Origin of the sequence: Kluyvera genomosp. 1, assembly GCF_001266615.1 — a bacterium.
GTDB lineage: Bacteria > Pseudomonadota > Gammaproteobacteria > Enterobacterales > Enterobacteriaceae > Kluyvera > Kluyvera cryocrescens_A.
The window spans coordinates 159,928-184,134 of record NZ_LGHZ01000014.1 but is presented as its reverse complement, the minus strand read 5'-3'; the positions used below and the strand labels follow the sequence as shown (position 1 = coordinate 184,134).

Genomic DNA, 24,207 nt, shown 5'->3' with positions numbered 1-24,207 from the left:
GTCTACCTAAATTAACCTAATCCGGCATTCAGAGGTTGTCAACGAGGAATAAAACGGGATGGTGATGATGGAAAAGAGTACGCAGGCCGCCAGTGCACGCGAGAAAATTCTGCTCTCAGCGCATGAACTGTTTTACCTGCACGGGATTCGGGCCACCGGAATTGATAAAGTGATTGCCCATGCCAGCGTGACCAAAGTGACCTTTTATCGTCATTTCCCTAGCAAAAATGCGCTGATACTCGCCTATCTGGATTATCGCCATTTACGCTGGATACAGTGGTTTACCGCTCAATTGCAGCAGAACAGTGCAAACGGACAAACTCCCGCAGATGCGCTGGTCGCGACGCTTAAGAGCTGGTGGCAACGCCCTGACTTCCGCGGCTGCGCGTTTCTTAACGCCAACGCCGAAATCGGCGAAACGTTGCCAGACGTCGAACGCCTGACCCGCGAACACAAGGCTTCAGTAGCCGATGCGTTGCTTACCACGTGGCAGCTTAATGACCCGGCGCAGGCATTCATGCTGGTGGTGACGCTGGACGGCGCAATTATGCACGTGCAGATGGGCATGAATTTGGCGACGGTCAGTGAACAGCTGCGCACTTTGGTTAACGCAGTGCTGAGCCGCTAAGGAAAAGCGCATTCCGACAAATCAAAATCAGCCGTTAGGCTACAGTGTCTTCTCGTTAAATGATGAGGAGTCATGCTTTGTTAAACCATATGCGTATTGCCAGACCGGTGACCAACCTTGAGAAATCGTGCCGGATGTACAGCCAGGGGCTGGGGCTGCAAAAGATTGCAGACTTCGCCGATCATCAGGGTTTCAGTGGCGTGATGATGGGGAGCGAACAACTCAGTTGGCACCTTGAATTTACCCTCTGTCATCATCATCCTGTTGCGCCTTCACCGACGGATGATGACCTGCTGGTGCTGTACTATCCCGACAACGCGGAATGGCAGCAGGTTTGCGCGAACATGACGGCGGCGGGTTTCGCCACTATTGCCTCCTTCAACCCTTACTGGGATGTCAAAGGGCGCACGTTTATTGATAGCGACGGCTATCGTGTAGTGTTGCAGAATCAGGCCTGGCCTATGCGTTGATGGGAATACCGAAGAGAATGGCAACGCAGCGCCTGCGAGCGCTGCGTTGAGGGGGATTATTGCAGGGTACGAATGGCCGCAATCAGGCGGTTAACACCATCTTCCAGCTTCACGCGCGGGCAGCCGGCGTTGAGACGTATAAAACCATTCCCTTCTTCGCCGTAGGTGTAGCCTGGCATGACCGCCACTTTTTGCTGTTTTATCAGCACATCCTGAAGCTGGCGATCGTCGAGATTCAGCGGACGTAAATCGATCCACGCCAGGTAGGTGGCCTGCGGACGCTGCCATTTCAGCGCCGGAAACGCGGCGTTGAGCGTCTCTTCAATATAGCGCATGTTGTCCTGTAAATACGCGCGCAGCGCATCCAGCCAGGCTTCCCCATGTTGATAGGCAGCAATGTGCGCGACCAGAGCGGGAACCGAGGGCGAAGATAAACCATCGCGTCCTTTCAGCGCGTTGAGATAGGCATCGCGCGCGCTTTCATCGGCAATCAGACCATAGGCGCCGGTGAAAGCCGGAATGTTGAAGCTTTTGGAACCGGAGGTGAACAAGGCCCACGGCCCCTGTGCCACGTCACACCACGGAATATGCGCGTGCCCAGACCAGGTCATATCCATATGAATTTCATCGCTGATGACCCGCACGTTGTGTTTTGCACACAGCGCGGCCATGGCCTCCAGCTCTTCGCGAGTCCACACTTTACCGGTTGGGTTTTGTGGGCTACACAGCAGCAGCACGCTGTTTTGCGGTTGCGAAAGGGCGGCTTCCAGTTTTGCCATATCGCAGATCCACTGGCCATCTTGCTTCTCCAGCGGCACCCCGACGATATTGCGCTGGTTGCCTTCGATGGTTTTAAAGAAGGCGTCATAAGCTGGAGTATGCACCACGATGCCGTCGCCCGGCGCGGACCACTGGCGGATCATCTCGGCGACCATGTAAATCACCGATGGCCCATAGACGATGCTGTTGGTATCAATCGGCGTATGGAAGCGGTGCGAGAACCAGTGGGCGATGGCGGGTAAAAACTCGTCATTTTTCCAGCGGCTGTAGCCAAACACACCGTGGGAAAGACGTTTGCTCAGGGCATCAAGAATGCAGGGCGCGGTGGCAAAATCCATATCGGAAATGGTAAACGGCAGCAGGTCGGCATCACCAAAACGGTCGGCAACGTAATCCCATTGCGTACACCAGGTACCGTGTCGGTCAATCACCGTTGAGAAGTCAAACATGTGAGGTTCCTAACGAAAAGAAGATGGGGGTATTTTGCCCCTGTTTATCACAGGGGCAAAGGGGTCAGGCGCTAACGGTATTCATCAGGACTGACATTTCGTCTTTTACCGACTGAACCTGTGGGCCAATAACGACCTGCAGATTATGCTGGTTGAGTTTCACCACGCCGATGGCGCGATTGGCCTTCAGCACCGCTTCATCTACTTTGCTCATATCGTGAACTGACAGGCGAAGACGGGTGATGCAGTTGTCGAGAGAGACGATGTTTTCAGCGCCGCCCAACGCGGCCAGAATTGCCGGTACGTTGTAGCCCGATTTGCCGGTGGAACCGCTGGTGCTGTTGTCGGCGGCAGCCGGGGTGGTGTCCACATCGCGGCCAGGCGTTTTGATATTAAAGCGTACGATAGCGAAGCGGAAAATCGCGTAGTACACCGCAAACCAGACCGCAGCCACTACGGGTACCAGGTACCATTTGGTCGACAGACCGTGCAGGATCCCGAATACCACGAAGTCGATGATGTTGCCGTCGGTATTACCGATAGTCACGCCGAGAATGGCCATCATGGTGAAGCCCAGACCGGTCAGCAGCGCGTGAATCACATACAGCACCGGTGCCACGAACAGGAATAGGAACTCGAGAGGTTCGGTGGTGCCACCGATAACGCAGGCAATGACGCCGGAAATCAGCAGGCCTTTAATTTTATGACGATTCTCCGGGCGAGCACAGTGGTACATCGCTAGTGCCGCACCCGGCAGGCCGCCGAGGAAGGCTGGCATTTTACCCTGCGACAGGAATCGCGTTGCACTTTCGGAGAAACCGTGCGTGGTTGGGCAACTCAGCTGCGCCTGGAAGATGGTCAGCGCACCGCTCACGCTATGGCCACAGACGTCCATGGTGCCACCGGCTTCGGTAAAGCGAATCAGCGCCACCAGAATATGGTGCAAGCCGAACGGCAGCAGCAGACGCTCGCCGGTACCGAAGATCATTGGACCAAAATCACCGGCGCTATTGATAACATGACCCAGTGCATTGATGCCCATGGCGAAAATTGGCCACACCAGTGGGATCACCAGACCGACGAGACCCAGTACCACGGTGGTGATAATGGGGACGAAGCGGGTGCCGCCGAAGAAGGCCAGTGCATCCGGCAGACGGATAGTGTTGAAGCGCTCATGCAGCAGCCAAACGATAATCCCGGCGATGACCGCCCCTAAAATCCCGGTATCGATAGACTGAATACCGAGGATATTTTGAATGTTATTGGCTTTCAGAATCGCCGCGTCGGTGGTTGGCAGGATGCCTTTGGCCGTCAGCCAGAAGTTAACCGCCAGGTTCATCACCGCATAGCCGACGAAACCAGCGAAAGCGGCGACGCCTTTATTATCACGCGCCAGACCCAGCGGGATGGCGATACAGAACATCACCGGCAGGAAGCTAAAAGCGAATGAGCCCACTTTGCTCATCCAGACGAAGAGCGCTTGCAGGAACGGTGTATCCAGCCACGGCAGCAGCGTGATGACATCATGGCTGCTTAATGAGCTGCCGATCCCAAGCATGATCCCGCAAAACGAGAGCAGAGCAACCGGTAACATAAAGGTTTTACCCAACTGCTGGAAAAATTCCCAGAGGGTGAATTTTGGTGCGGTTCTCGCCGTCATGAAACGACTCCTTAGTCCTGAAAAGGGTTTCTGATAATCACGGGACAGGAAGATAAAACGTTTTATCATTTTTTAGTGAGAAACAAATCACAAAAGCAAGTGATAATACAGTTTATAAAGTACACCTATTGATAAAACGTTTTAGCGAAAGAGCAAAAGGAGTCGCGCAGGAGAGATGGCGATTGCAAAGAAAGTCACCATAAACGATGTCGCGCTGGCGGCTGGCGTATCCGTCAGCACCGTCTCGTTAGTACTGAGCGGCAAAGGACGCATCTCCTCGGCTACCGGGGAACGGGTGTATCAGGCTATCGACCAGCTGGGGTTTGTGCGTAACCGGCAGGCGGTGTCGCTGCGCGGCGGGCAAACGGGCGTGATTGGCCTGATTGTCGGCGATCTCTCTTCGCCGTTTTATGCCGAGCTGACCGCAGGCCTGACTGCTGCGCTGGAATCAGAGGGCAAGATGGTGTTTCTGACGCAGGGCGGCAAGCGCGGCGAGCAGATGTTGCAGCGCTTTGAAACGCTGGTGTCGCAAGGGGTCGACGGCGTGGTAATTGCTGGGTCGGTCGATCAAGCGGCGGAGCTAAGAGCCAAAGCCGCAGAAACCGAAACGCCGCTGGTGTTCGCCTCCCGAGCCAGCTATCTCGATGAAGTCGATATTATCCGGCCGGACAATATGCAGGCGGCGCAATTGGTGACCGAACATCTGATTCGCCGCGGCCATCAGCGTATAGCCTGGCTTGGTGGTAAAAGCTCGTCGCTGACGCGCGCCGAGCGGGTGGGCGGCTACTGCTCCACGTTGATTAAGTACGGTCTGCCGTTTCACAGTGAATGGGTGCTGGAGTGCGAGTCCAGCCAGAAGCAGGCTGCCGAAGCCATTGCTGGGCTGCTGCGGCATAACCCGACTATTTCTGCCGTGCTGTGCTATAACAGCGTGATCGCCATGGGGGCGTGGTTTGGACTGATGCGTGCTGGTATGCAAAGCGGGGACGACAGCGTTGAAAGCTACTATGAACAACGTGTTGCGCTGGCGGCGTTTGCCGACGTCGCGGAGAATGCACTCGATGATTTGCCTTTGACCTGGGTGACAACACCCGCGCGGGAGATGGGACAAAGCGTGGCGGAACGCATCCTACAGCGTATTGATAATGTCCAGGGCAGCGTGCGTAATTTGATCATGCCGCCGCGTTTACTGGCACGGAAATAAAAAAAGCGCCTCGTGGAGGCGCTCTTCGTGTTGAACCCGTTATTGTACCGGTGCAGGCACTGGTGCGGGTACGGCTGCCGGTTCGTCCGGCTCGGTGAGACCTGGCATACCAAACATGCCAACCAGATCTTCCAGCGACATTTTCTGCCCGTTCAACGTGACCTGGCCATTAGCATATTGCAGGCTGCTGTTGATGGCGTTGTCCTGAGTGGTGGTCAGACGGAACATCTGCCCCATGGCTGCCAATCCCTGGACCTGCTGTTTAGCCAGCTTGGTGGCTTCTTCTTGCTGATAGCCTTCCAGACGTGCAACCTGAGTCATCAGTTCGGTGGCCATCTCCATTGGGATGGCCAATTTTGCGTCCAGTGATTTCACGCCACGATCGACCTGCTGGGCCAGCGTTTGAGCTTCACCGGTGGCCTGAGCCGGGTCTTTCAGCGCCAGCGACAGGTTAAAGGTGCTTTCGCCTTTACCATTCTTCCAGCTCAGAGGTGACAGTGTCACAACCGGGTCGCCTTTCATCAGCAGCGGCAGGGTGCTGAACAACGCATCCACGGCCTGTTGCTGATACAGTTCTGGGTTCTGCGCCAGCGCAGGGTCGGCGAGCAGCGCCTGCGTTTTCGCCTGATACTGCTGGCTAAACTGGTGCATTGCCACGCCGTCAATGCCGTCGACTTTGAACGTCAGTTGGCCGCTACCAAAGTCCTGATTTTGTAGCTTCAGGCTGTTTATCGAGTAGTCGAGCTGGCTGTTGATTTTCTTCTTATCAGCGGTCAGGTCCGACTTACCGGCAATACGCATGCCGTTGATCTCAGCCAGATCTTTGCCTTCCACGGCAATCGCCAGACGTTCCAGATTCAATGTCTGATCGCCTACGCGTTCGTCAAACGAGGTCAGGCTGCTGGAACCGTCGGTTTTCAGGTTATTGAAAGTGAACTGCACTTTCTGTCCGTATTCGTTAACCGCATTCACCTGGCCGCTTTTCGCTTCGCCAGTTAATGAGACCAGGCTGCCCTGGTTATCGGCTGACAGGGTAAATTCACCGCCGCTGAAGGTGACTTTGTCGGTATCTTTTTCGTAATCCAGCGGTTTTAGCGAGATGGCGGATTCGGTATCGCCGTTGTAGCTAATGCGGGTGTTGATATCAAAGGGTGACTGGCCTTTAGCGATATCGAACAGCGGTTTGGTGACGTCGTTGTTCACCAGCACCGTGTTGACAGAGGCCATGGCAGGCGCCAGGTTGAAGCTTTTTAACGATGCCAGTGGGAAAGGACCGTGCCTAACAGTTTCATCCAGCAGCACGCTTTGGCCCGGTTTTAACCAGGATTTTTCGGCACCGGCCAGCGGCTTAACTACCATCTTCAACTGGCTGCTGAAGACGCCGCGCTGATAATCCTGATAGCTCACTTCAAGGCCGGCTTCTGGCGCCGTCAGTTTAAGTTGGGTATTGGCCTGCGATACCATTTCGGCGATGTGAGTTTCCAGCTGTTTGCCCGTGTACCAGGCTCCACCCGTCCAGACAACCCCTAAAGCAACAATGACACCTGCGGCAACCAGCGTTTTTTTCATCGTATATGTCCATAAAAATGAAACCAGGCGGAGAAGCCGCCTGGTTGAATTAAGGCTATGCAAAAGAGTAGCAAGCCTGTCCTGAAACTTCAGTAATTACTTCAACTTATTATAAACACGGGCTAAACGGCCGTTACCGCTGACCTGTACCGGTGATTCGTTGGCAGCGATAAATGCTGACTCACCCGGCTTTAACGCCAGCATCTGGCCATTTTTGTGAATGACTGATTCGCCTTCCAGGCAGAAAACGATAGCGGCGCCATCTTGAGCTAACTCGGTCGTATTGACGCTGAGGTTATGCAGTGAGAACGCAAAATCGTCCACCGGGATTGGGAAGTCCAGCATCTCGCCGTGCTTTTCTGGCTGTGTAAGCAGCGTGTTCGCCGGTTTAGCGGTGAATTGAACGTTAGCGACCAGTTCCGGAATGTCGATGTACTTCGGCGTTAAGCCGGCGCGCAGCACGTTATCGGAGTTCGCCATCACTTCCAGACCGGTGCCTCGCAGATAGGCGTGCGGCGTCTCGGCGAAGAGGAACATGGCGTCGCCAGGGTTGAGCTGTACCACATTAAGCAGCAGCGGGGAGAACAGACCGCTGTCATCCGGATAGAACTCGGCGATCAGGCGAATGCCGTCCCAGGCCGGGCCGGTTTGCGTGTCGAGTGCGGTTCGCAGTACGCGCAGGGCGTGGTCTTTTTCATCCCCCTGCATATTGAGCAGGCCAGCGAACAGGGCGCTCAGGCGTTCACTAGTGGGTTCGGCGATAAATTGACCAATTGCTGGGTTAGCATTAGCAACCGGGGCCAGCAGCGCGGCAATTTCGCTGAACTCACGAAACGCGTTCATTGCCAGGAAGGGGGTCAGGGCAAAAACCAGCTCAGGCTTATGGTTTGGATCTTTGTAGTTACGCTCGGCCGCGTCCAGCGGGATACCGGCCGCGTTTTCTTTAGCAAAACCGATTTCTGCTGCTTTTTTGCTCGGATGCACCTGAATTGACAGCGGTTGTGCGGCGCAAAGCACTTTGAACAGATACGGCAGTTCACCAAAACGTTCGGCGACTTTTTTCCCCAGTAATGCCTCTTTATCGGCGTCAATCACGTCACGCAGTGATTGCTCCTTGCCCTGACTATCCTGTACTCGTGAGCTGCTCTTAGGGTGTGCGCCCATCCACAGTTCTGCCATTGGCAGACCGTCTGGATTGGCCATTCCGTAGAGTTCCGTTAACGCAGTTTTGCTGCCCCAGCCATAATTTTGCACTGAGTTGATGAGTTTTTGCATTATCAAGCCCTGTTTCAATGTGGATTCTTTTGGACGTATTAAAGCAAAAAAATGCGGTGCCGTATGCTGGAGAAATAAAAAGTCGTACTAGTCTCAGTTTTTGTTAAAAAATTGTGTACGATAGGGTAACTCGCTTTTACATGGGCAAATGGGAAGTCCGCCCTTCATAACATCATCAAAGCAGTAAGTGAGAGCACAATGTCGAATAAACCTTTTTACTATCAGGATCCTTTTCCGTTAAAAAAGGATGAAACCGAATACTATCTGTTGAGCAACGACTACGTTTCCGTCGCAGAATTTGAAGGGCAGGAAGTCCTCAAAGTTGCCCCGCAAGCGCTGACGCTTCTCGCCAAACACGCCTTCCATGACGCCTCTTTTATGCTCCGCCCCGCGCATCAGCAGCAGGTCGCCGATATTCTGAACGACCCGGAAGCCAGCGAAAACGACAAGTACGTTGCGCTGCAGTTTCTGCGTAACTCCGATATCGCTGCGAAGGGCATTCTGCCGACGTGTCAGGACACCGGTACCGCCATCATCATGGGTAAAAAGGGCCAGAGCGTCTGGACCGGCGGCGGCGATGAAGCTGCGCTGGCGCGCGGCGTCTACGATACCTTTATCGAAGACAACCTGCGTTACTCGCAGAACGCGCCGCTGGACATGTACAAAGAGGTCAATACCGGCACTAACCTGCCTGCGCAGATCGATCTCTACAGCGTGGACGGTGACGAGTACAAATTCCTGTGCATAGCCAAAGGCGGCGGCTCGGCGAACAAAACCTATCTGTATCAGGAAACGAAAGCGCTGATCACCCCGGCGAAGCTGAAAAACTACCTCGTTGAGAAAATGCGCACGCTGGGTACTGCGGCCTGTCCGCCGTATCACATCGCGTTTGTCATTGGCGGCACGTCGGCGGAAGCGACGCTGAAAACCGTGAAGCTGGCGTCAACCAAATACTACGACGGTCTGCCAACCGAAGGTAACGAGCACGGTCAAGCGTTCCGCGATACCCAACTGGAAAAAGAGTTGTTGGAAGAAGCGCAGAATCTGGGGCTTGGCGCGCAGTTCGGCGGCAAATACTTTGCCCACGATATTCGCGTCGTGCGTCTGCCGCGTCACGGCGCATCGTGCCCGGTCGGGATGGGCGTTTCCTGTTCCGCTGACCGTAACATCAAGGCCAAGATCAACCGCCACGGTATCTGGATTGAGAAACTGGAAAACAACCCGGGTAAATATATTCCAGAATCACTGCGTAAAGCCGGTGAGGGTGAAGCGGTGAAAGTGGATCTCAACCGTCCAATGAGCGACATCCTTAAACAACTGTCTCAGTATCCTGTCTCCACGCGCTTGTCGCTGAGCGGTACCATTATCGTCGGCCGCGATATTGCCCACGCCAAACTCAAAGAGCGCATGGACAAAGGCGAAGGGCTGCCGCAGTACATTAAAGATCACCCAATCTATTACGCGGGCCCGGCCAAAACGCCAGAAGGCTATGCCTCCGGTTCGCTTGGCCCAACTACCGCAGGGCGTATGGACTCTTACGTGGATCAACTGCAATCCGAAGGCGGTAGCATGATCATGCTGGCCAAGGGTAACCGCAGCCAGCAGGTGACCGATGCCTGCCACAAACACGGCGGTTTCTACCTCGGCAGCATCGGCGGCCCGGCGGCTGTTCTGGCGCAAAGCAGTATCAAGAGTCTGGAATGCGTGGAATATCCTGAACTGGGGATGGAAGCCATCTGGAAAATTGAAGTGGAAGACTTCCCGGCGTTTATCCTGGTGGATGACAAAGGTAACGACTTCTTCCAGCAGATCCAGTCGTCACAGTGCGACCGCTGCGTGAAGTAAACTTTAACCGCCCCATGGGCAACAACCGTTCACTTGAGCAATGCGATTAGGGGAAACGCCGGGATTGGGTTCCCGGAGGGACGCCAAACCCGGTGGTCACCCCGTGTATCTCAATCTCAAACTCGCGGGTGTTGTCCTTCGGGGCGGTTTTTATTTGTACCATACTTACCTAAGTTTGCCTGAGCAATGTCACTTCACAATCACTTTGAATTCAAGGAGAAGGTAATGACAACGTCACGCCGCGAAAGCGATTCGATGGGCCCGATTGAGGTTCCGGCCGATAAACTGTGGGGCGCGCAAACCCAGCGCTCACTGGAGCATTTCCGGATATCCACCGAGAAAATGCCGCTTTCGCTGATCCACGCACTCGCGCTGACGAAACGCGCGGCGGCAAAGGTAAACCAGGATTTAGGCCTGCTGAAGGCCGATAAAGCCGGGGCGATTATTGCCGCGGCCGATGAAGTGTTGGATAACCAGCATCCAGATGAATTCCCACTGGCCATCTGGCAAACCGGCTCCGGCACCCAGAGCAATATGAATATGAACGAGGTGTTGGCGAACCGTGCCAGCGAACTGCTGGGCGGCGAGCGCGGTATGTCGCGCCTCGTGCACCCGAACGATGATGTCAACAAAAGCCAAAGCTCTAACGATGTCTTCCCAACGGCAATGCACGTAGCGGCAGTGATTGCTGTGCGTGAACATTTGCTGCCGCAGCTGGCGGTTTTGCAGGAGACGCTGCGTCAGAAGTCAGAACGTTTTCGTGATATCGTCAAAATTGGCCGTACCCATCTTCAGGACGCCACGCCGCTGACGCTCGGCCAGGAGTTCTCCGGCTGGGTGGCGATGCTAGAGCATAACCGCCGGCATATAGAGCAAAGCCTACCGCATCTTAGCGAGCTGGCATTAGGCGGCACAGCGGTGGGAACCGGGCTTAACACCCACCCTGAGTATGCAGTCCGCGTGGCGCAGGAGCTGGCAACCATTACCCAGCAGCCGTTCGTCACCGCGCCGAATAAATTTGAAGCGCTAGCGACCTGTGATGCGCTGGTACATGCACACGGTGCGTTAAAGGGGTTGGCGGCCTCGCTGATGAAAATCGCTAACGATGTGCGCTGGCTGGCATCCGGCCCGCGCTGCGGCATTGGTGAGCTGTCTATCCCGGAAAACGAACCGGGCTCATCAATCATGCCGGGTAAAGTTAACCCGACCCAGTGCGAAGCCATGACCATGCTTTGCTGTCAGGTGATGGGCAATGACGTGGCGGTGAATATGGGCGGGGCTTCCGGTAACTTTGAACTTAACGTTTTCCGCCCGATGGTGATTCATAACGTGCTCCAGTCCGTTCGTCTGTTGGCTGACGGCATGGAAAGTTTTAACGAACACTGTGCGGTGGGGATTGAACCGAATCGTGAACGCATCGATCAATTGCTCAATGAGTCGTTGATGCTGGTGACCGCGCTCAACACTCACATTGGCTACGATAAGGCGGCAGAGATTGCTAAAAAAGCGCACAAAGAAGGGCTGACGCTGAAAAACGCCGCGCTGGCGCTGGGCTATCTTACTGCCGATGAGTTTGACCGCTGGGTTCGCCCGCAGGAGATGGTGGGCAGCCAGATAAGCGGCGCTTAATCGGTCGCTAACCATAGGTGCAGCCGCGGGATAATCAACTGTAGCGGCTGTGCCTGCGGTTTATGGCGATGCTGAACATTATCGGCATCGTAATTTAACAGTTCACCCAGGTCGGGCACGCTTACACCGTTTCTGCCCGACAACACCGCAATCAGCGGGCCAGGGCAGGCATACTGCACCTGTTTTTGTTCTCCCGCATACCAGACGCGTGCAATCGGCTGAACCTTCACCGGACGCTTTATCTTCAGCCGTGCGTTTTGCGGCAGGGCGGCAATGTCCTGATACTCTCTTTCCAGCTTCTGCTGCCATTGTTCCCGCGTCCACGGCGGCACTGCGCGCGGTGATTTCATACTTTTTTCCAGTTGGGCCATCACTTCATCGCGGGTCAGATTTTTAATGATGTGCTTGTTCGCCCAGCCAAAACGAATGGTACTGGGGTCGGCAAGCAGGGTCAGCGAGCGATAGGCATTAAGCGTGATAAGCCCCGGAATGTAACGGTGCACCCAATCAAAACGCGCCACCGGCGGCAGGCCGGAATCCACGGTGATAATCTGCTCCAGTTCGGCTTTAAGCGTATTAATCAGCGCGACGCGTGCGCTTAACGCCTCGTGCTGTTCGCTGCTTGCCTGTAAACAGATCGCCCCCGGCAAGCGCAGGGCCGCTTTGCTGCTGCGGTTCTCCGATTGCTGCTGAATAAACAGGTGACCAAAATGCTGTAGCGCGCGGGTAAACGCCGCTTGGCCAATATGTTGCACGACCTTAACTTGCGACATCGGCGCGTGTTCTGCGCTTTTGTTGACCTCCGGGAGCTCAAACACACGAGCAGTCAGTAAGCGGCAGTCGCTGAGTTCATCGCGCAGCGCAGCAATATTGCGTTCAATCTGGCGAAAGGTGTCGGTTAACCGTTCAACAAGGTCATAGCTGGCCATCGTTATCCTTTAAGAATGTCATTAGTTACAACATACTGTTTCTGGTTTGACTATACGCCGGGAATAGGCAACGTGCAAACCGCGGTCAGCTAGCCGCGGGCAGGGAGATATGGTGATAAATAGGCCAATGTAGGCTGAAGCTGGCGCCACCAAGTGAACTGCTTTCGCAGCTGGCGTGTCCGCCCATTGCCACGGCTATTGAGTGGACTATCGCTAATCCTAATCCACAGCCGCCGGTGGCACGGTCGCGGCTTGGGTCAAGGCGCACAAACGGTTCGAAAACCCGCTCGCGCTCGCTTTCGGCAATCCCGGGGCCATCATCTTCCACGCGCAGGCAGGCCTGGCTGCCGTTGAGCGTCAGGCTCACCTGAATTTTTGACTGGCTGTAGCGCATGGCGTTGTTGATGAGGTTATCCAGAACACGCTCCATCAGGCGCATATCCAGCGCGCCAAAATCGCCGTGCGTCATCTCGCCAATGACCACCTGGCGCTGTGGATTCACCGACTGGACATCTTCAACGTGGGCGGTAATCCAACCGGGCAGATCTGGCGTGGTCAGCGACAGCTCGGTTTGCGGGCGGTCGAGACGCGCGTACGTCAATAGCTCTTCAATCAGCGCTTCCAATTGGCCAATATCGCGATTAAGCGCCAGCGATTCCGCGTCGGTCAGATTTTCGCTCATCTCCAGACGATAGCGCAGGCGCACCAGCGGGGTCCGAAGCTCGTGAGCAATGCCGTCAATCAGTTGCTTTTTGCTGGCAATCAACGCGTTGATATTGTCGGCCATCTGGTTAAAGGCTACGCCCAGACGTTCGAAGCTCGACATGCTGTCGAAGTGAATACGCTCGCCCAAATGACCGTCACCAAAGCGTTGCGCCGCGCTCTCTAGTCGCAACATATCCTGCCAGTGGGGTCGCATCCAGATAAATACCGGGAAGGCCAGCGAGATGGCGATAAACGCCATCAGCGCAATATCCAAGAGCCGCATCTCATGCATAAAGTAGAGGTAGGGAATCGGCCCCACCGCCAGAACATAGTGGCTGCGGGGAATGCGCTGGATAAAGGTGTACTGATCGTCCAGCGCGACGATATCGCCCGCCCGCAGATGCTGCATTGAGTTTTCGCCCAGTTGGAACTTACTGAGCGGCTCGATACGTAAATCGAACGATAGATTCAGATCCAGCTCGTCGAGCGTTTTGCTCCAGTTACGCGGCGGAATTTCACGCAACTCGCTGCGCATCAGCGATAACGAACTTTTCATTAGATCGTCAAGAGACTGACGCCCGGCTCGTTCGGCGGTGAACTTATACACCAGCCCGACCAGCATGGTCATGACCAGGAAGCAGACAAACAGCAGCAGGTAAAACTGCACAAACAGCTTTTTCATCAAAACCACCGAACGTTCAATAAGTTAACTAGCACCTTTTCACCACTCAGGGCACCAGCATATTTCTGTATGGATCGATGCACGGACAGGAGACCCGGCAAATTTATCCTGGCAGAGTATACCGTATAAACGCTTTATCCATTCTTATGGGTTATTGCAGAACAATAAAATACGGCGCAAACGGATAAATAAGGATCCACCAGCATGGTGACGATAACGGTAGGGCAAACATTTTCCCTACGACGCACTCGCTATTGACTTATTGTGTAGAAAGATTACTTTTCAGGACATGAAAAAGATACTGATAATTGTCCCCGATGGTGGCATGCTGTTTGAATCCGCCGGTATTGCCGACATTCTGATGCAGGCCAACAGCCTGCATCCAGAAGGGGCTACCCACCTCTGCTACCAGGTGCAGCTGGCCACCACCCAGCCGCATCAGGTGATCCACGGCCAATCGGGGTTGAATCTGCTGGCAGACCATCGCCTGCATGAGATAGACCCTCGTGAACCGCTTGATACCATTATTATCACCGGCCGAGGCCAGAACCCGCAGGAAGGGATTGCGGTGGTTGACTGGCTGCGTCTTGCCGCGCCCCATGCGCGTCGCATTGCTTCCATTTGCGGCGGCGCGATGCTGCTGGCGCAAAGCGGGCTGCTCGACGGAAGAAGGGCGACGACCCACTGGAAGCTGCTGGAAACCATGCAGGCAGAATTTCCTCAGGTGCGCGTTGAAGGCGGGCCGCTTTACATTCAGGATGAAAATATATGGACCTCAGGCGGGGTCAGCTCTGGCTTTGACCTGACGCTGGCGCTCGTGGAAGAGGATTACGGCTTCAGTCTGGCGCGTGACATTGCCCAGGATTTCGTGATGTACCTACGTCGTCCCGGTGGCCAGCTGCAGTTTAGCCGCTATAACCTTCAGCAAACCAGCACGGTGAGGCCGATTAACGAGCTGTTGTCCTGGTTGCTCAACAACCTCACCGCCGATCTCAGCGTGGAGAAACTGGCGGAAAAAGTCGCTATGAGCCCGCGTAATTTTACCCGCGTTTTTACCCGAGAAACCGGGGCTTCGCCAGCGCGTTACGTCGCGGAAGCACGCCTGGCCGCAGCCCGGCAGCGACTGGAACAAACCAATGAGACGCTGGAACGCATTGCCGAACAAACGGGGTTTGGCAGCAGCATTAACCTGCGACGGTTGTTCGAGAAACAGCTTCACCTGACCCCCGGTGAATATCGCCAGCGTTTCCACTGTCGCAAAATGGCGTAAAGTGATCCTTTTTTGTCATTTACGCCAAATGACGACCGGCCTACATTACCCGCAGAGACAACAGATAAGGAGTTGATCATGGTAAAGGTCGGTATTAACGGTTTTGGCCGTATCGGACGTAACGTACTTCGTGCAGCGCTGGGAAATCCGGATATTGCGATTGTTGCTATCAACGATCTGACGGACAGCAAAACGCTGGCGCATCTTTTGAAGTACGATTCGCTGCTTGGCAAACTTGACGCCGAAGTTAGCGCCGGTGAGGGGCAACTGGTGGTAGACGGTAAACCCATTACCGTGTTCAGTGAACGTGACCCGGCCAATATTCCATGGCGTCAGGCGGAAGTGGATATTGTGATTGAAGCGACGGGCTTCTTCACCGACCGTGAAAAGGCGGCAGTGCATATTCACAGCGGTGGCGCAAAACGGGTAATTATCTCCGCGCTAGGCAAAAATGATGATTTAACCATTGTCATGGGCGTGAATGATAATCTCTACGACCCGAACAAACACTTCGTGGTCAGCAACGGTAGCTGTACCACCAACGGTCTGGCGCCTGCCGCGCAGGTTCTGCACCAGCATTTTGGTATTAAGCATGGTCTGATGAACACCACTCACGCTTATACCAACAGCCAGGCGTTGCATGACCAGCCGGAAAAAGATCTCCGTGGTGCTCGCGCTGCTGCGCTGTCGATTGTGCCTTATTCCAGCGGTGCGGCGAAAGCGCTGGGTAAAGTTATCCCTGAGCTGGATGGCCGCTTAACCGGTTATTCGCTGCGTGTCCCGGTACCGGTGGTTTCGATTGTCGACCTGACCGTCACGCTGGCGCGAGACGTGACGGGCGAAGAGGTTAATCACGCATTCCGCGAAGCTGCCGCTAGTGGTCCACTGAAGGGTATTCTGGGCTATAGCGATGAACCGCTGGTCTCAAGCGATTACCAGGGTGATCCGCGTTCTTCCATCATCGACGGTCTGTCCACGCTGGTGATTGGTGGCAACATGGTCAAAATTCTGGCGTGGTACGACAACGAGTGGGGGTTCTCCAATCGCCTCGTCGATCTGGCGTTATTAATGGCCAGACGCGAACGCTAATTTGCTGTCTTAACGCCTTCTTTAAAATCCACGCTCAGCGTGGATTTTTTTATCCTGCCGTTCCTTAATGATCTCGGAACTGCTCCACGGAGAAAGGGCCTCGTTGGGCGATAACCTCTAACGATGCTGCCTGGGCGAATAGCCCATTACGCGTTTGAAGGCTTTGCCAAAAGCGCTTTCAGATTCGTATCCCAGCGCGTTGGCAATCAGCACCACTGAATCGTTGGTGTTTTTCAGGCGGTCGCAGGCGAGTAGCATACGCCAGCGGGTCAGATACTCCATCGGTGCGTAGCCCACTTTATCTTTGAAATGCCGGGCAAAAGTTGATCGTGACATACCGATGTTTTCGGCGAGCATTTGCAGCGTCCAGCGCTGGCCGGGAGCGGTGTGCATGCTACTGATTGCCCGGCTCAGTTGCTTATCCGCCAGCGCAAAAAGCCAGCCGACATGACCGCTGCTAGCATTGCTCAGATGCAAACGCAGCGCTTGAATCAACATGGTATAGGCCATCTGCTGAATAATCAGTGCGCTACCGGGCTGCGGGTTAAGCACTTCTTCCGTCATGTTTTCAAGCGACCGACGCATTGCCGTTTTATCCGCTTCTTTTTTGATATGCACAATCGGCGGTAGTGCTCCCAGCAGCATACTGGCATGATGGCCGCTTAATACGAAATGGCCACCCACGACGAAACATCCGTCGGGTCCACCGCCGTCGGCTGTATTCCCAAGTTTTTGTGCATCACGAACAATAGCGAAATCGACCGGCTCGACGGACAGGCTGGTGGCGAGCGTAAAGGACGGGCCAGGGGGCAGGAGATAGCAATCGCCAGCGGTCAACAACAGTGTCTCCGCAACGCCTTCGACGGACAGCCAGCACTGGCCCGATACCACGCTATAACACTTAATACCTTCATGATATGGCCAGGCAATCGCCATATTCTGTTTCAAGGCGAGCCCGCCCGACGCGTAGCTCTGGGGGTTGAGTAACGATAGGAGTTCTGAGAGCGGGTCCATACTACCTCGAGACGATCGGACGATTAATAGCGACTTTCAATCATAGATCGTATTAACACAGGCTCCTATAGTCATTGTCATCGGGCTACTTGCCTTCACTGACATGGGGTAAAAACGTATGCGTATTTTTCTCACCGGTGCGACCGGGTTTATTGGTTCAAACATTGCTCGCGAGCTGACTGTAGCTGGGCATCAGGTGCTGGGATTGACCCGAAACAGCAAAGGGGCTGAACAGCTCGCGGCGGCAGGCGTTGAGGCGTTTTGGGGTAATTTAGATGATCCTGAAAGTCTGCAGCGAGCGGCAAGCCGCGTGGATGGGGTGATTCATACGGCCTTTAACCATGATTTTTCGACCTTTGTTGCCAACTGCGAAAACGATCAACGCGTCATTCAGGCCATCGGTACGGCGTTAGAAGGGACTCATAAACCCCTGATTATTACCTCTGGCGTCGCAATGGGGGCAACGGGGAACCGTGTCATTGCAACCGAAGATTTCTTTAATTCTGCCAACCCGAACCCTCGACGAATGACGGAGCTTGCTGGGCTTGCCGTGGCTCAACGTGGGGTTAACGTATCGGTCGTACGCTTACCGCAGGTTCATAACACTCATAAACAGGGTTTAATCACGCCGCTTATTGAACTTGCTCGTGAAAAGGGCGTGTCCGGGTATGTGGAAGAGGGGCAAAACCGTTGGTCAGCGGTACATATCAGTGATGTGGCTGCGGTCTACTTAAGTGCATTGGAGAGAAATACCCCCAACAGCCGTTATCACGCGGTAGCAGAAGAAGGGATTGCGCTACGCACGATTGCAGAAGTCATCGGATATGTCTTGAATGTACCCGTGAAGCGTATTGCCGCTAAAGACGCGGCAGATCATTTTGGCTGGATGAGTCTGCTTATCGAACATGATATGTCGGCCTCAAGCGCTCTCACCCGCGAGCGCCTGGGATGGGAACCCGCAGGCCCAGGTTTAATTGAGGATCTTTTAAAAATGAACGCTGGTAGCCTGAATCTTGCGCAATGATGACGTTATACTGCGTAAACAGCGGCAAAGTGAGTCGTTACGGTCATATATGCAAACCGTAACGTCTGTTTAGCTGAGTCAGAAATGTTATTCGCCCAGGGTTGAGAGGACGGTCATAGCGGTGGCTGTATCCGCCTGGGCGATGAAAATATGATCGTGATAATATCCGGCCACCACATTACAACTAATACCTTTATCGGAAAGCGCGCGTGAGAATGCGGCGGTAAGCCCGACGGCGCTCAGTGAGGAGTGAATTTCTAGCGTGATCCAGCTGGCGACGTATTCATAACTCACGCTGTACTGGTCGGCAACGGCTTGCGGTAATACCAGCGTGGTCCCTTCCGCTTCACGCACGGTGACGATTGCCAGCGCCAGGAGTTCAGATGTCGGTGTGGATAGGGTACAGAATACGTAGTGCCCAGGGTTGAGTTTTGGGCTGGCGTGTTGAAGTAACGTTTGCAGATTGTTCTCGCCGGACATGGTTTACTCTTATTTGAAGTTGCATGAGATATCCATTTAAAACCATCGTCATAATGAATAGAAATTATTCATTTCAATGCACTATAAGAAAAACTTATTACCAGGTTGGCATAAGCTCACCTCTCACCTCTCACCCACACCAATGGCTGAGAAGGCACGAAGTCCGCATACAACCCGTCGTCATAGTCTGTAGGTAACAGTCAATTTTACCTGCGCTTCTTTTTGCCTCTGCGCTGCTCCCGCGAATACCCAGCGCCTTAAAAAATGCCTATTAGAAAATAAGACGCTTTTTGAACCGTAGAGAGCACGGCTTTACTGCGCTTTTTAGCCGGTTTTATGCCTCATTTCTGGCGCCCGTTAGAATAACAGCGAAGGTTTTCTTCGGAATGAAAAATAAAAGCTATCGTGCTGAAGCTTTGATAAATGTGGACCACTAAAAAACCGGGTTGGTATGTACGAGCACCTCTTCACTTCGTCTTAGGTAAAGGCTTACCCTGCTTGATTTGCCGCTGAAGTAGGCAATTGTAGGCGTGAAATTCGGTATGAACGTACAAACAAAGCCTCCCTATTTATGTGTGTTTATTGGCGCGGACGAAATAGATGGCTTATTTTTGTACAAGGACAATGCAATTTAGCCGTCATGAAATAAGAGTAACGATTTTATAGGGGTATTATTAGAATTGACGATTCATGTAACTAGTTGATTTTAATGGGTAATATTTTTCATTAAAATAGTGTGTAAATAATAGTTTGGTTGGTTATGTAAATAGCAAAGTAACTAAATTATAATTTTATTCAATCCGTTAGATAGCAGAGGTTAGAATGCGATTAATTGTCATGCTGTTAAGCTTTTTGGTCTCTACGCAGGTCCTGGCCGCTGAACTTCCCAAGCCTACGGGTAAGGTACTTTTAACGATCACCGGTAATATCGAAAATACAAACGCAGAGGGAAAAGCGGTTTTCGATATCGCGAGCCTTGAGAAACTGGGTGTAGTCAGCTTCCAGACAACCTCACCATGGTATAATGGCCGCACCAATTTTACGGGTATTTCGATGCGCAAGCTTATGGATTATGTTGGCGCGAAAGGAACGACCCTAAAAGTCACGGCTCTCAACGACTACACTACCGCTATCCCCCTGAGCGATTTCAATAAATACAACGTGATCCTTGCTTTAAAAATCAACGGCGAGTACATGCGCATCCGTGATAAGGGTCCACTGTTCATCGTTTATCCTTATGACAGCTTGCCCGAGTTGAACAATCAGATTTTTTATTCAAGATCAGCATGGCAGGTCAGCAGAATGAGCGTTGAGTAGGCGTTCACAGGAGCATCATGAACAGAATACTGGCTGGCATTATATTTTTACTTTTTCTCATTACCGGGTATGTCTCATTCCTTGTGCACGAAAGGCAGCAAGAGTTGCAGAAGCTGACTCACTATGCTGATTCATGGTCTGCCGCTCAACTGGTTTCAGAATACTACCGGTTAGAATCCTGGCTTGGTCTTTACACCATTGATGATACGATGGCCGTTGATGATGTGCGCCTGCGCCTTGATATAATGCTCAGCCAGAGTGATTTAACGAAAGAAGGGGATTTAGGGCATTTTATAGCCAGTAATAAAGCCCATCATGATTTGTCGGTACAACTTGAGCAAACATTGAAGTTTCTCGATGCGCACCTTGAGCAAATGAAGCGTCCCGAGATTCAGACGTACCTGAAAAAAATGCATGATCTTGATGCGCCGCTTGGACGTCTTTCTTCCAGTGTATTAGACAAAGATATCACCTCGATTAATGACGCTAACGTCAAAATCCAAACACTGTATTTCATTTATTCGGCAACGTCCGTACTGCTGATTATACTGAGTGCGATACTGGGTGTGCTCATCTTCTATCAGAATCGAAATATTTTGAAAGCGCACCTACAGGTCAAGAGCCTCGCCGAAGAACTGCAAAAGTCGAAAGAGAAACTGCAAATCCAGAACGTAAAACTGGAATATGATGCCTACCATGATTCGCTGACCGAAATGAATAACCGTCATTTCTTCTGGGAGAATTTAAATGACATCATCGATGTGGCTGGAAAAAATAACACGTCTGTCACGGTGATGCTGTTTGATTTAGACCGATTTAAAGAAGTGAATGATACCTACGGGCATGATGTCGGCGATTCGCTATTACGGCAGATATCTCAGCGCCTGATGTCGTTGAACCTGGCGTCAGATACGCTTTATCGTTTAGGTGGCGATGAGTTTGCCTTTCTTTCAAGTGGGTTAACCGAGAGTAGCGCGGTTTCGCGCGCGCAAAAAATATGTGCTGCGATTAACCAACCCTATACGATTTATAACACCGTCATCAATATCACCAGCTGCGTCGGTATTGTTAATTCTGAAACGGAACGCCGGTCTGATTATCTGTACAAATTCGCCGATTTGGCCCTTTATGAAGCCAAAAATGAAGGATCTGGCAAGATAAAAGTCTTCCGTCAGCGCATGCTGGATAAGCTGCAAGAAAGCCGAACTTTCGAGCATGATATGGCGTTGGCATTAGTGAATAAAGAGTTCGTGGTTTATTACCAGCCCATTGTTGATTCGTTCACGCGCGAAATTTACAGTTATGAAGCCCTTATTCGTTGGATACATCCTTTAAAGGGCATCCTGTCTCCGGATAGTTTTATTCCTGTTGCTGAAAAAACAGGGATGATTAACGAGATGGGGAGGTCTGTGCTTGAAATGGCCTGTAGAGAAGCGGCCTGCTGGGTCGTTCCGGCTAAAATTTCGGTCAATGTTTCTCCGGTTCAACTGGGGAGTAAAACCTTTGCCGCAACCGTTATGTCGATTCTGAAAGAGACGGGGCTTCCTGCCGATCGTCTTGAACTGGAAGTAACGGAATCCTCCGTCTTTAGCGAAAGTAATTCGCCGATGAATACCCTGAATAAGCTTCGGGCGCTGGGGGTGACAATCGCGATTGATGATTTTGGTACCGGATATTCTTCGCTTTCGCGACTGAGCCGTCTGGCGTTCGATAAAATTAAAATCGACAAGTCCTTTGTGTATTCGATATCCCGTCAGGAAGATGCGCTTAATATCATCCGGTTGATTACGGGGATGGCAAAATCACTCAGCATGAAGGTTGTTGCTGAAGGTGTTGAAACACAGGAGCAGCTTGAAAGCTTACAGGCTTTGGGCTGCGATTTTGCTCAAGGGTATCTATTTAGTAAACCTCAGCCTTCCATTGATGAGGCAATCAGAAACGGCTAAACCGCCTTTTCACTGAATGTGGAGCGGTCAGCAGACCGCTTCAAACTCAATGCAGCCAACCTGCCCAGCTGAAACATCCGTTTCACATTTAATGCGAACATTAAGATAACCTTAAGAAGATCGCATGCAATGCTAATGGCTAATCACCTTGAAAATTTATCATGATAGGCAGATTCTCAATGTGGCTATTATGTTATGAAACTCGATACGCATGTTACGCTCCCTGTTATTGGTCTGATTGTGGTATCGGCACTATTTCCATTAGTCGCTGATTGGCATATTCCACTGCTTGATGGCGTGGTGGTCACGCAGATTGAAAATATGCAGGCGCTATGGCTGCTGTTTGGCGCGGTGTTTACCGTGTGGTATATCAAGCCACTCACGCGCTCTGAAGGTGAAAAACAGTTCTGGATGTGGGCCGCGTTATGGTGGGTTGTTCTGCTTGGGCGGAGCACCAGCTGGGGCCGGGTCTATTTTCCGGATGCACCGCACATCGTCTTCAAAGTTATTTCGGTCATACTCGTCGGCGGGCTTTTGTTAAGTTTGCTGTCTAAGACGTTACGCAAAGAAATTGTGCGTAGGATGCGAGAGAACACCGTGCCGCTGTGGCTGATGGCGGTGACGGTCTGTACGTTTTTAGTGGCTGATACCATCGAGCATCATCGCCTTTTGGCCCCCCTGTTTGTCCGCGATCTGCATTATACCGACCTCCTGGAAGAGCTTTACGAATTACCGTTTATGGTTGGATTATTCCTCGTGACTTTTTATTTCATGAAAGCGGATAAGCAGGCTGAAATGCCGTTCCCGGCACGCTATCAACACAGTCACTAATTAAAAAACGCCTCAGCGTTCAGGGCACTGAGGCGGTCATCTTTAATTCAGCGTGATATCAGGCTGACTCTCAGCTGATTCTTTTTCCTGCTTCAGTAGTCGGCTGGCAATCACCCCGGACATCATCGAACCATTCACGTTCAGCGCCGTACGCGCCATGTCGACAATCGGTTCGATAGCGATAAAAATACCCACCAGCGCCACCGGGAAGTTCAGAGTAGAGAGCACAATCAGTGCCGCAAATGTACCGCCGCCACCGACGCCAGCAACGCCGATAGAACCTAGCGCAATGGCCGGTAGCAGCGTAGCGAGGAAGGTGAATGACAGAGGATCGATACCCATCGTCGGCGCGATCATCGCCACCATAATAGCCGGGTAAATCCCAGCACAGCCGTTTTGCCCCATGCTGGAACCGAACGATGCCGCAATATTAGCGATAGTGCTGGGTACCCCAAATTTTTCCTGCGCGGTGATCGCTAAAGGTATTGCTGCAGCGCTACTGCGGGAAACGAAGGCGAAGGTTAACACTGGCCAAACGGTTTTATAATAATGCAGTGGGTTATTACCGCTGAGGATCAATAAAATCGCATGAACAATAAACATCATGGCGACCGCCAGATAACAGGCGGCAATAAAGCCCAGTAGGCTGGTAAATTGTTCTAGCTGGTAGGTTGAGAAGACTTTCGCTATTAACGCCAGCACCCCATAAGGGGTCAGCGCGATGACAATGCGCACCATCTTCATGACCCAAATCTGAATCGCATTAATACCGGCGCTTAATTTTGCTCCTTCTTCCGGTGCATCTTTTTTGACTTTCAGAAGTGCTACACCGGCCAGCAGCGTAAAAATAACGATACCAATGACCGAGACGCTGCGCGCGCCGGTCAAATCCAGGAACAGATTAGTCGGAATTAGCGAAGTGAGAAGCTGTGGTAGGGATACCGCGGCCGTTTTCGTGACGTCATCTGCGGTCAATGTCGACTGCATGTGGCCGAAGGCGCTCGCATCAAGCCCAATAACATGGGCGGTAAACAGGCCAACAAAACCGGCAACCATCACCAATATCAACATGCACGCGACAATCGTCAGCGACATTTTGCCAATTCCGGCATTGTTCTCGAGTTTATTAATCGCAGAAAGAATAGAAATAAAGATCAGCGGTACCGCGACCAGTTTCAATAAATTGACGTAACCGTTACCGATAATACTGTACCAGTCGATAACGATTTTACTGCTGTCGGCGGCGATGAAATGCAGCGATAGGCCGATGAGGGCACCAATGAAAATAGCGATAAAGACGGAGCGGGAAAGTGAATGACTTTTTTGATCTATTTTAAAAATGCCCCATGAACAGATCAAAAAAAGCACAACATACGCAAGCGTAGTCAACATGATGAAAGCCTCTTGCCCC

General features: G+C 52.5%; 20 protein-coding genes. 11 read left to right on the top strand and 9 right to left on the bottom strand.

Features of this window, described 5'->3' with window-relative positions; translation table 11 throughout:
* Positions 1 to 64: 64 nt before the first annotated feature.
* Both KP80_RS09620 and KP80_RS09615 read left to right on the top strand, forming a co-directional pair.
* Positions 65 to 628 carry a TetR/AcrR family transcriptional regulator gene (locus KP80_RS09620; protein ID WP_231625919.1) on the top strand — a complete coding sequence of 188 codons (564 nt, stop codon included), beginning with the start codon at positions 65 to 67 and terminating at the stop codon, positions 626 to 628.
* An 89-nt stretch (positions 629 to 717) separates the two neighbouring features.
* Positions 718 to 1,098: a VOC family protein gene (locus KP80_RS09615; RefSeq protein ID WP_231625920.1), complete on the top strand. Its 381-nt coding sequence runs from the start codon at positions 718 to 720 to the stop codon at positions 1,096 to 1,098.
* 56 nt (positions 1,099 to 1,154) lie between these two features.
* Here KP80_RS09615 and KP80_RS09610 read toward each other — a convergent pair whose 3' ends face one another.
* Both KP80_RS09610 and malX read right to left on the bottom strand, forming a co-directional pair.
* Positions 1,155 to 2,327 carry a MalY/PatB family protein gene (locus KP80_RS09610; RefSeq protein WP_052283416.1) on the bottom strand — a complete coding sequence of 391 codons (1,173 nt, stop codon included), beginning with the start codon at positions 2,325 to 2,327 and terminating at the stop codon, positions 1,155 to 1,157.
* A gap of 64 nt (positions 2,328 to 2,391) precedes the next feature.
* Positions 2,392 to 3,987: a maltose/glucose-specific PTS transporter subunit IIBC gene (gene malX, locus KP80_RS09605; RefSeq protein ID WP_052283415.1), complete on the bottom strand. Its 1,596-nt coding sequence runs from the start codon at positions 3,985 to 3,987 to the stop codon at positions 2,392 to 2,394.
* A 175-nt stretch (positions 3,988 to 4,162) separates the two neighbouring features.
* Between malX and KP80_RS09600 the strand changes: the two genes are divergently transcribed.
* Positions 4,163 to 5,191: a Mal regulon transcriptional regulator MalI gene (locus KP80_RS09600; protein ID WP_052283414.1), complete on the top strand. Its 1,029-nt coding sequence runs from the start codon at positions 4,163 to 4,165 to the stop codon at positions 5,189 to 5,191.
* 39 nt (positions 5,192 to 5,230) lie between these two features.
* Here the strand turns inward: KP80_RS09600 and KP80_RS09595 are convergent, their stop codons facing one another.
* Entirely contained in the window at positions 5,231 to 6,760 is a 1,530-nt protein-coding gene (locus KP80_RS09595) for a YdgA family protein (RefSeq protein WP_052283413.1), read from the bottom strand.
* 96 nt (positions 6,761 to 6,856) lie between these two features.
* A complete protein-coding gene (gene manA, locus KP80_RS09590) occupies positions 6,857 to 8,035 on the bottom strand; it encodes a mannose-6-phosphate isomerase (RefSeq protein ID WP_052283412.1) in 1,179 nt (392 codons plus the stop codon).
* 198 nt (positions 8,036 to 8,233) lie between these two features.
* Between manA and fumA the strand changes: the two genes are divergently transcribed.
* Together fumA and fumC are read left to right on the top strand one after the other, a co-directional pair.
* Positions 8,234 to 9,880, top strand: coding sequence for a class I fumarate hydratase FumA (fumA, locus tag KP80_RS09585; protein WP_052283411.1), 1,647 nt, complete (start codon positions 8,234 to 8,236; stop codon positions 9,878 to 9,880).
* A gap of 225 nt (positions 9,881 to 10,105) precedes the next feature.
* Positions 10,106 to 11,509 carry a class II fumarate hydratase gene (fumC, locus tag KP80_RS09580; RefSeq protein WP_052283410.1) on the top strand — a complete coding sequence of 468 codons (1,404 nt, stop codon included), beginning with the start codon at positions 10,106 to 10,108 and terminating at the stop codon, positions 11,507 to 11,509.
* Here fumC and tus read toward each other — a convergent pair.
* Together tus and rstB are read right to left on the bottom strand one after the other, a co-directional pair.
* Positions 11,506 to 12,438, bottom strand: a complete 933-nt coding sequence (gene tus, locus KP80_RS09575) for a DNA replication terminus site-binding protein (protein WP_052283409.1) — start codon at positions 12,436 to 12,438, stop codon at positions 11,506 to 11,508. The genes fumC and tus overlap by 4 nt on opposite strands.
* 85 nt (positions 12,439 to 12,523) lie before the next feature.
* The gene (gene rstB, locus KP80_RS09570; RefSeq protein ID WP_052283408.1) at positions 12,524 to 13,825 is read right to left on the bottom strand and encodes a two-component system sensor histidine kinase RstB; all 1,302 of its coding nucleotides are present in this window, start codon (positions 13,823 to 13,825) and stop codon (positions 12,524 to 12,526) included.
* A gap of 289 nt (positions 13,826 to 14,114) precedes the next feature.
* Between rstB and KP80_RS09565 the strand changes: the two genes are divergently transcribed.
* Both KP80_RS09565 and gap read left to right on the top strand, forming a co-directional pair.
* Positions 14,115 to 15,095, top strand: coding sequence for a GlxA family transcriptional regulator (locus KP80_RS09565; protein WP_052283407.1), 981 nt, complete (start codon positions 14,115 to 14,117; stop codon positions 15,093 to 15,095).
* 78 nt (positions 15,096 to 15,173) lie between these two features.
* Positions 15,174 to 16,184 carry a type I glyceraldehyde-3-phosphate dehydrogenase gene (gap, locus tag KP80_RS09560; protein ID WP_052283406.1) on the top strand — a complete coding sequence of 337 codons (1,011 nt, stop codon included), beginning with the start codon at positions 15,174 to 15,176 and terminating at the stop codon, positions 16,182 to 16,184.
* Positions 16,185 to 16,301: 117 nt separating this feature from the next.
* Here the strand turns inward: gap and KP80_RS09555 are convergent, their stop codons facing one another.
* Positions 16,302 to 17,198, bottom strand: a complete 897-nt coding sequence (locus KP80_RS09555) for an AraC family transcriptional regulator (RefSeq protein WP_052283405.1) — start codon at positions 17,196 to 17,198, stop codon at positions 16,302 to 16,304.
* Between the two features lie 118 nt (positions 17,199 to 17,316).
* Between KP80_RS09555 and KP80_RS09550 the strand changes: the two genes are divergently transcribed.
* A complete protein-coding gene (locus KP80_RS09550) occupies positions 17,317 to 18,222 on the top strand; it encodes an SDR family oxidoreductase (RefSeq protein ID WP_052283404.1) in 906 nt (301 codons plus the stop codon).
* A gap of 87 nt (positions 18,223 to 18,309) precedes the next feature.
* Here the strand turns inward: KP80_RS09550 and KP80_RS09545 are convergent, their stop codons facing one another.
* Positions 18,310 to 18,702, bottom strand: a complete 393-nt coding sequence (locus tag KP80_RS09545) for an ACT domain-containing protein (RefSeq protein ID WP_052283403.1) — start codon at positions 18,700 to 18,702, stop codon at positions 18,310 to 18,312.
* Between the two features lie 822 nt (positions 18,703 to 19,524).
* On the opposite strand from KP80_RS09545, the gene KP80_RS09540 reads away from it, so the two are divergent.
* The 3 genes from KP80_RS09540 to KP80_RS09530 all read left to right on the top strand — a co-directional run bounded on the left by KP80_RS09540 (position 19,525) and on the right by KP80_RS09530 (position 22,796).
* The gene (locus KP80_RS09540; RefSeq protein WP_052283402.1) at positions 19,525 to 20,019 is read left to right on the top strand and encodes a molybdopterin-dependent oxidoreductase; all 495 of its coding nucleotides are present in this window, start codon (positions 19,525 to 19,527) and stop codon (positions 20,017 to 20,019) included.
* 17 nt (positions 20,020 to 20,036) lie between these two features.
* The gene (locus KP80_RS09535) at positions 20,037 to 21,965 is read left to right on the top strand and encodes a putative bifunctional diguanylate cyclase/phosphodiesterase (RefSeq protein ID WP_052283401.1); all 1,929 of its coding nucleotides are present in this window, start codon (positions 20,037 to 20,039) and stop codon (positions 21,963 to 21,965) included.
* Positions 21,966 to 22,160: 195 nt separating this feature from the next.
* On the top strand, positions 22,161 to 22,796 hold the full coding sequence (locus KP80_RS09530) for a hypothetical protein (RefSeq protein WP_052283400.1): 636 nt from the start codon (positions 22,161 to 22,163) through the stop codon (positions 22,794 to 22,796).
* A gap of 42 nt (positions 22,797 to 22,838) precedes the next feature.
* On the opposite strand, the gene KP80_RS09525 is transcribed toward KP80_RS09530, so the two are convergent.
* Positions 22,839 to 24,188 carry a cation:dicarboxylate symporter family transporter gene (locus tag KP80_RS09525; protein WP_052283428.1) on the bottom strand — a complete coding sequence of 450 codons (1,350 nt, stop codon included), beginning with the start codon at positions 24,186 to 24,188 and terminating at the stop codon, positions 22,839 to 22,841.
* Between the last annotated feature and the right edge of the window lie 19 nt (positions 24,189 to 24,207).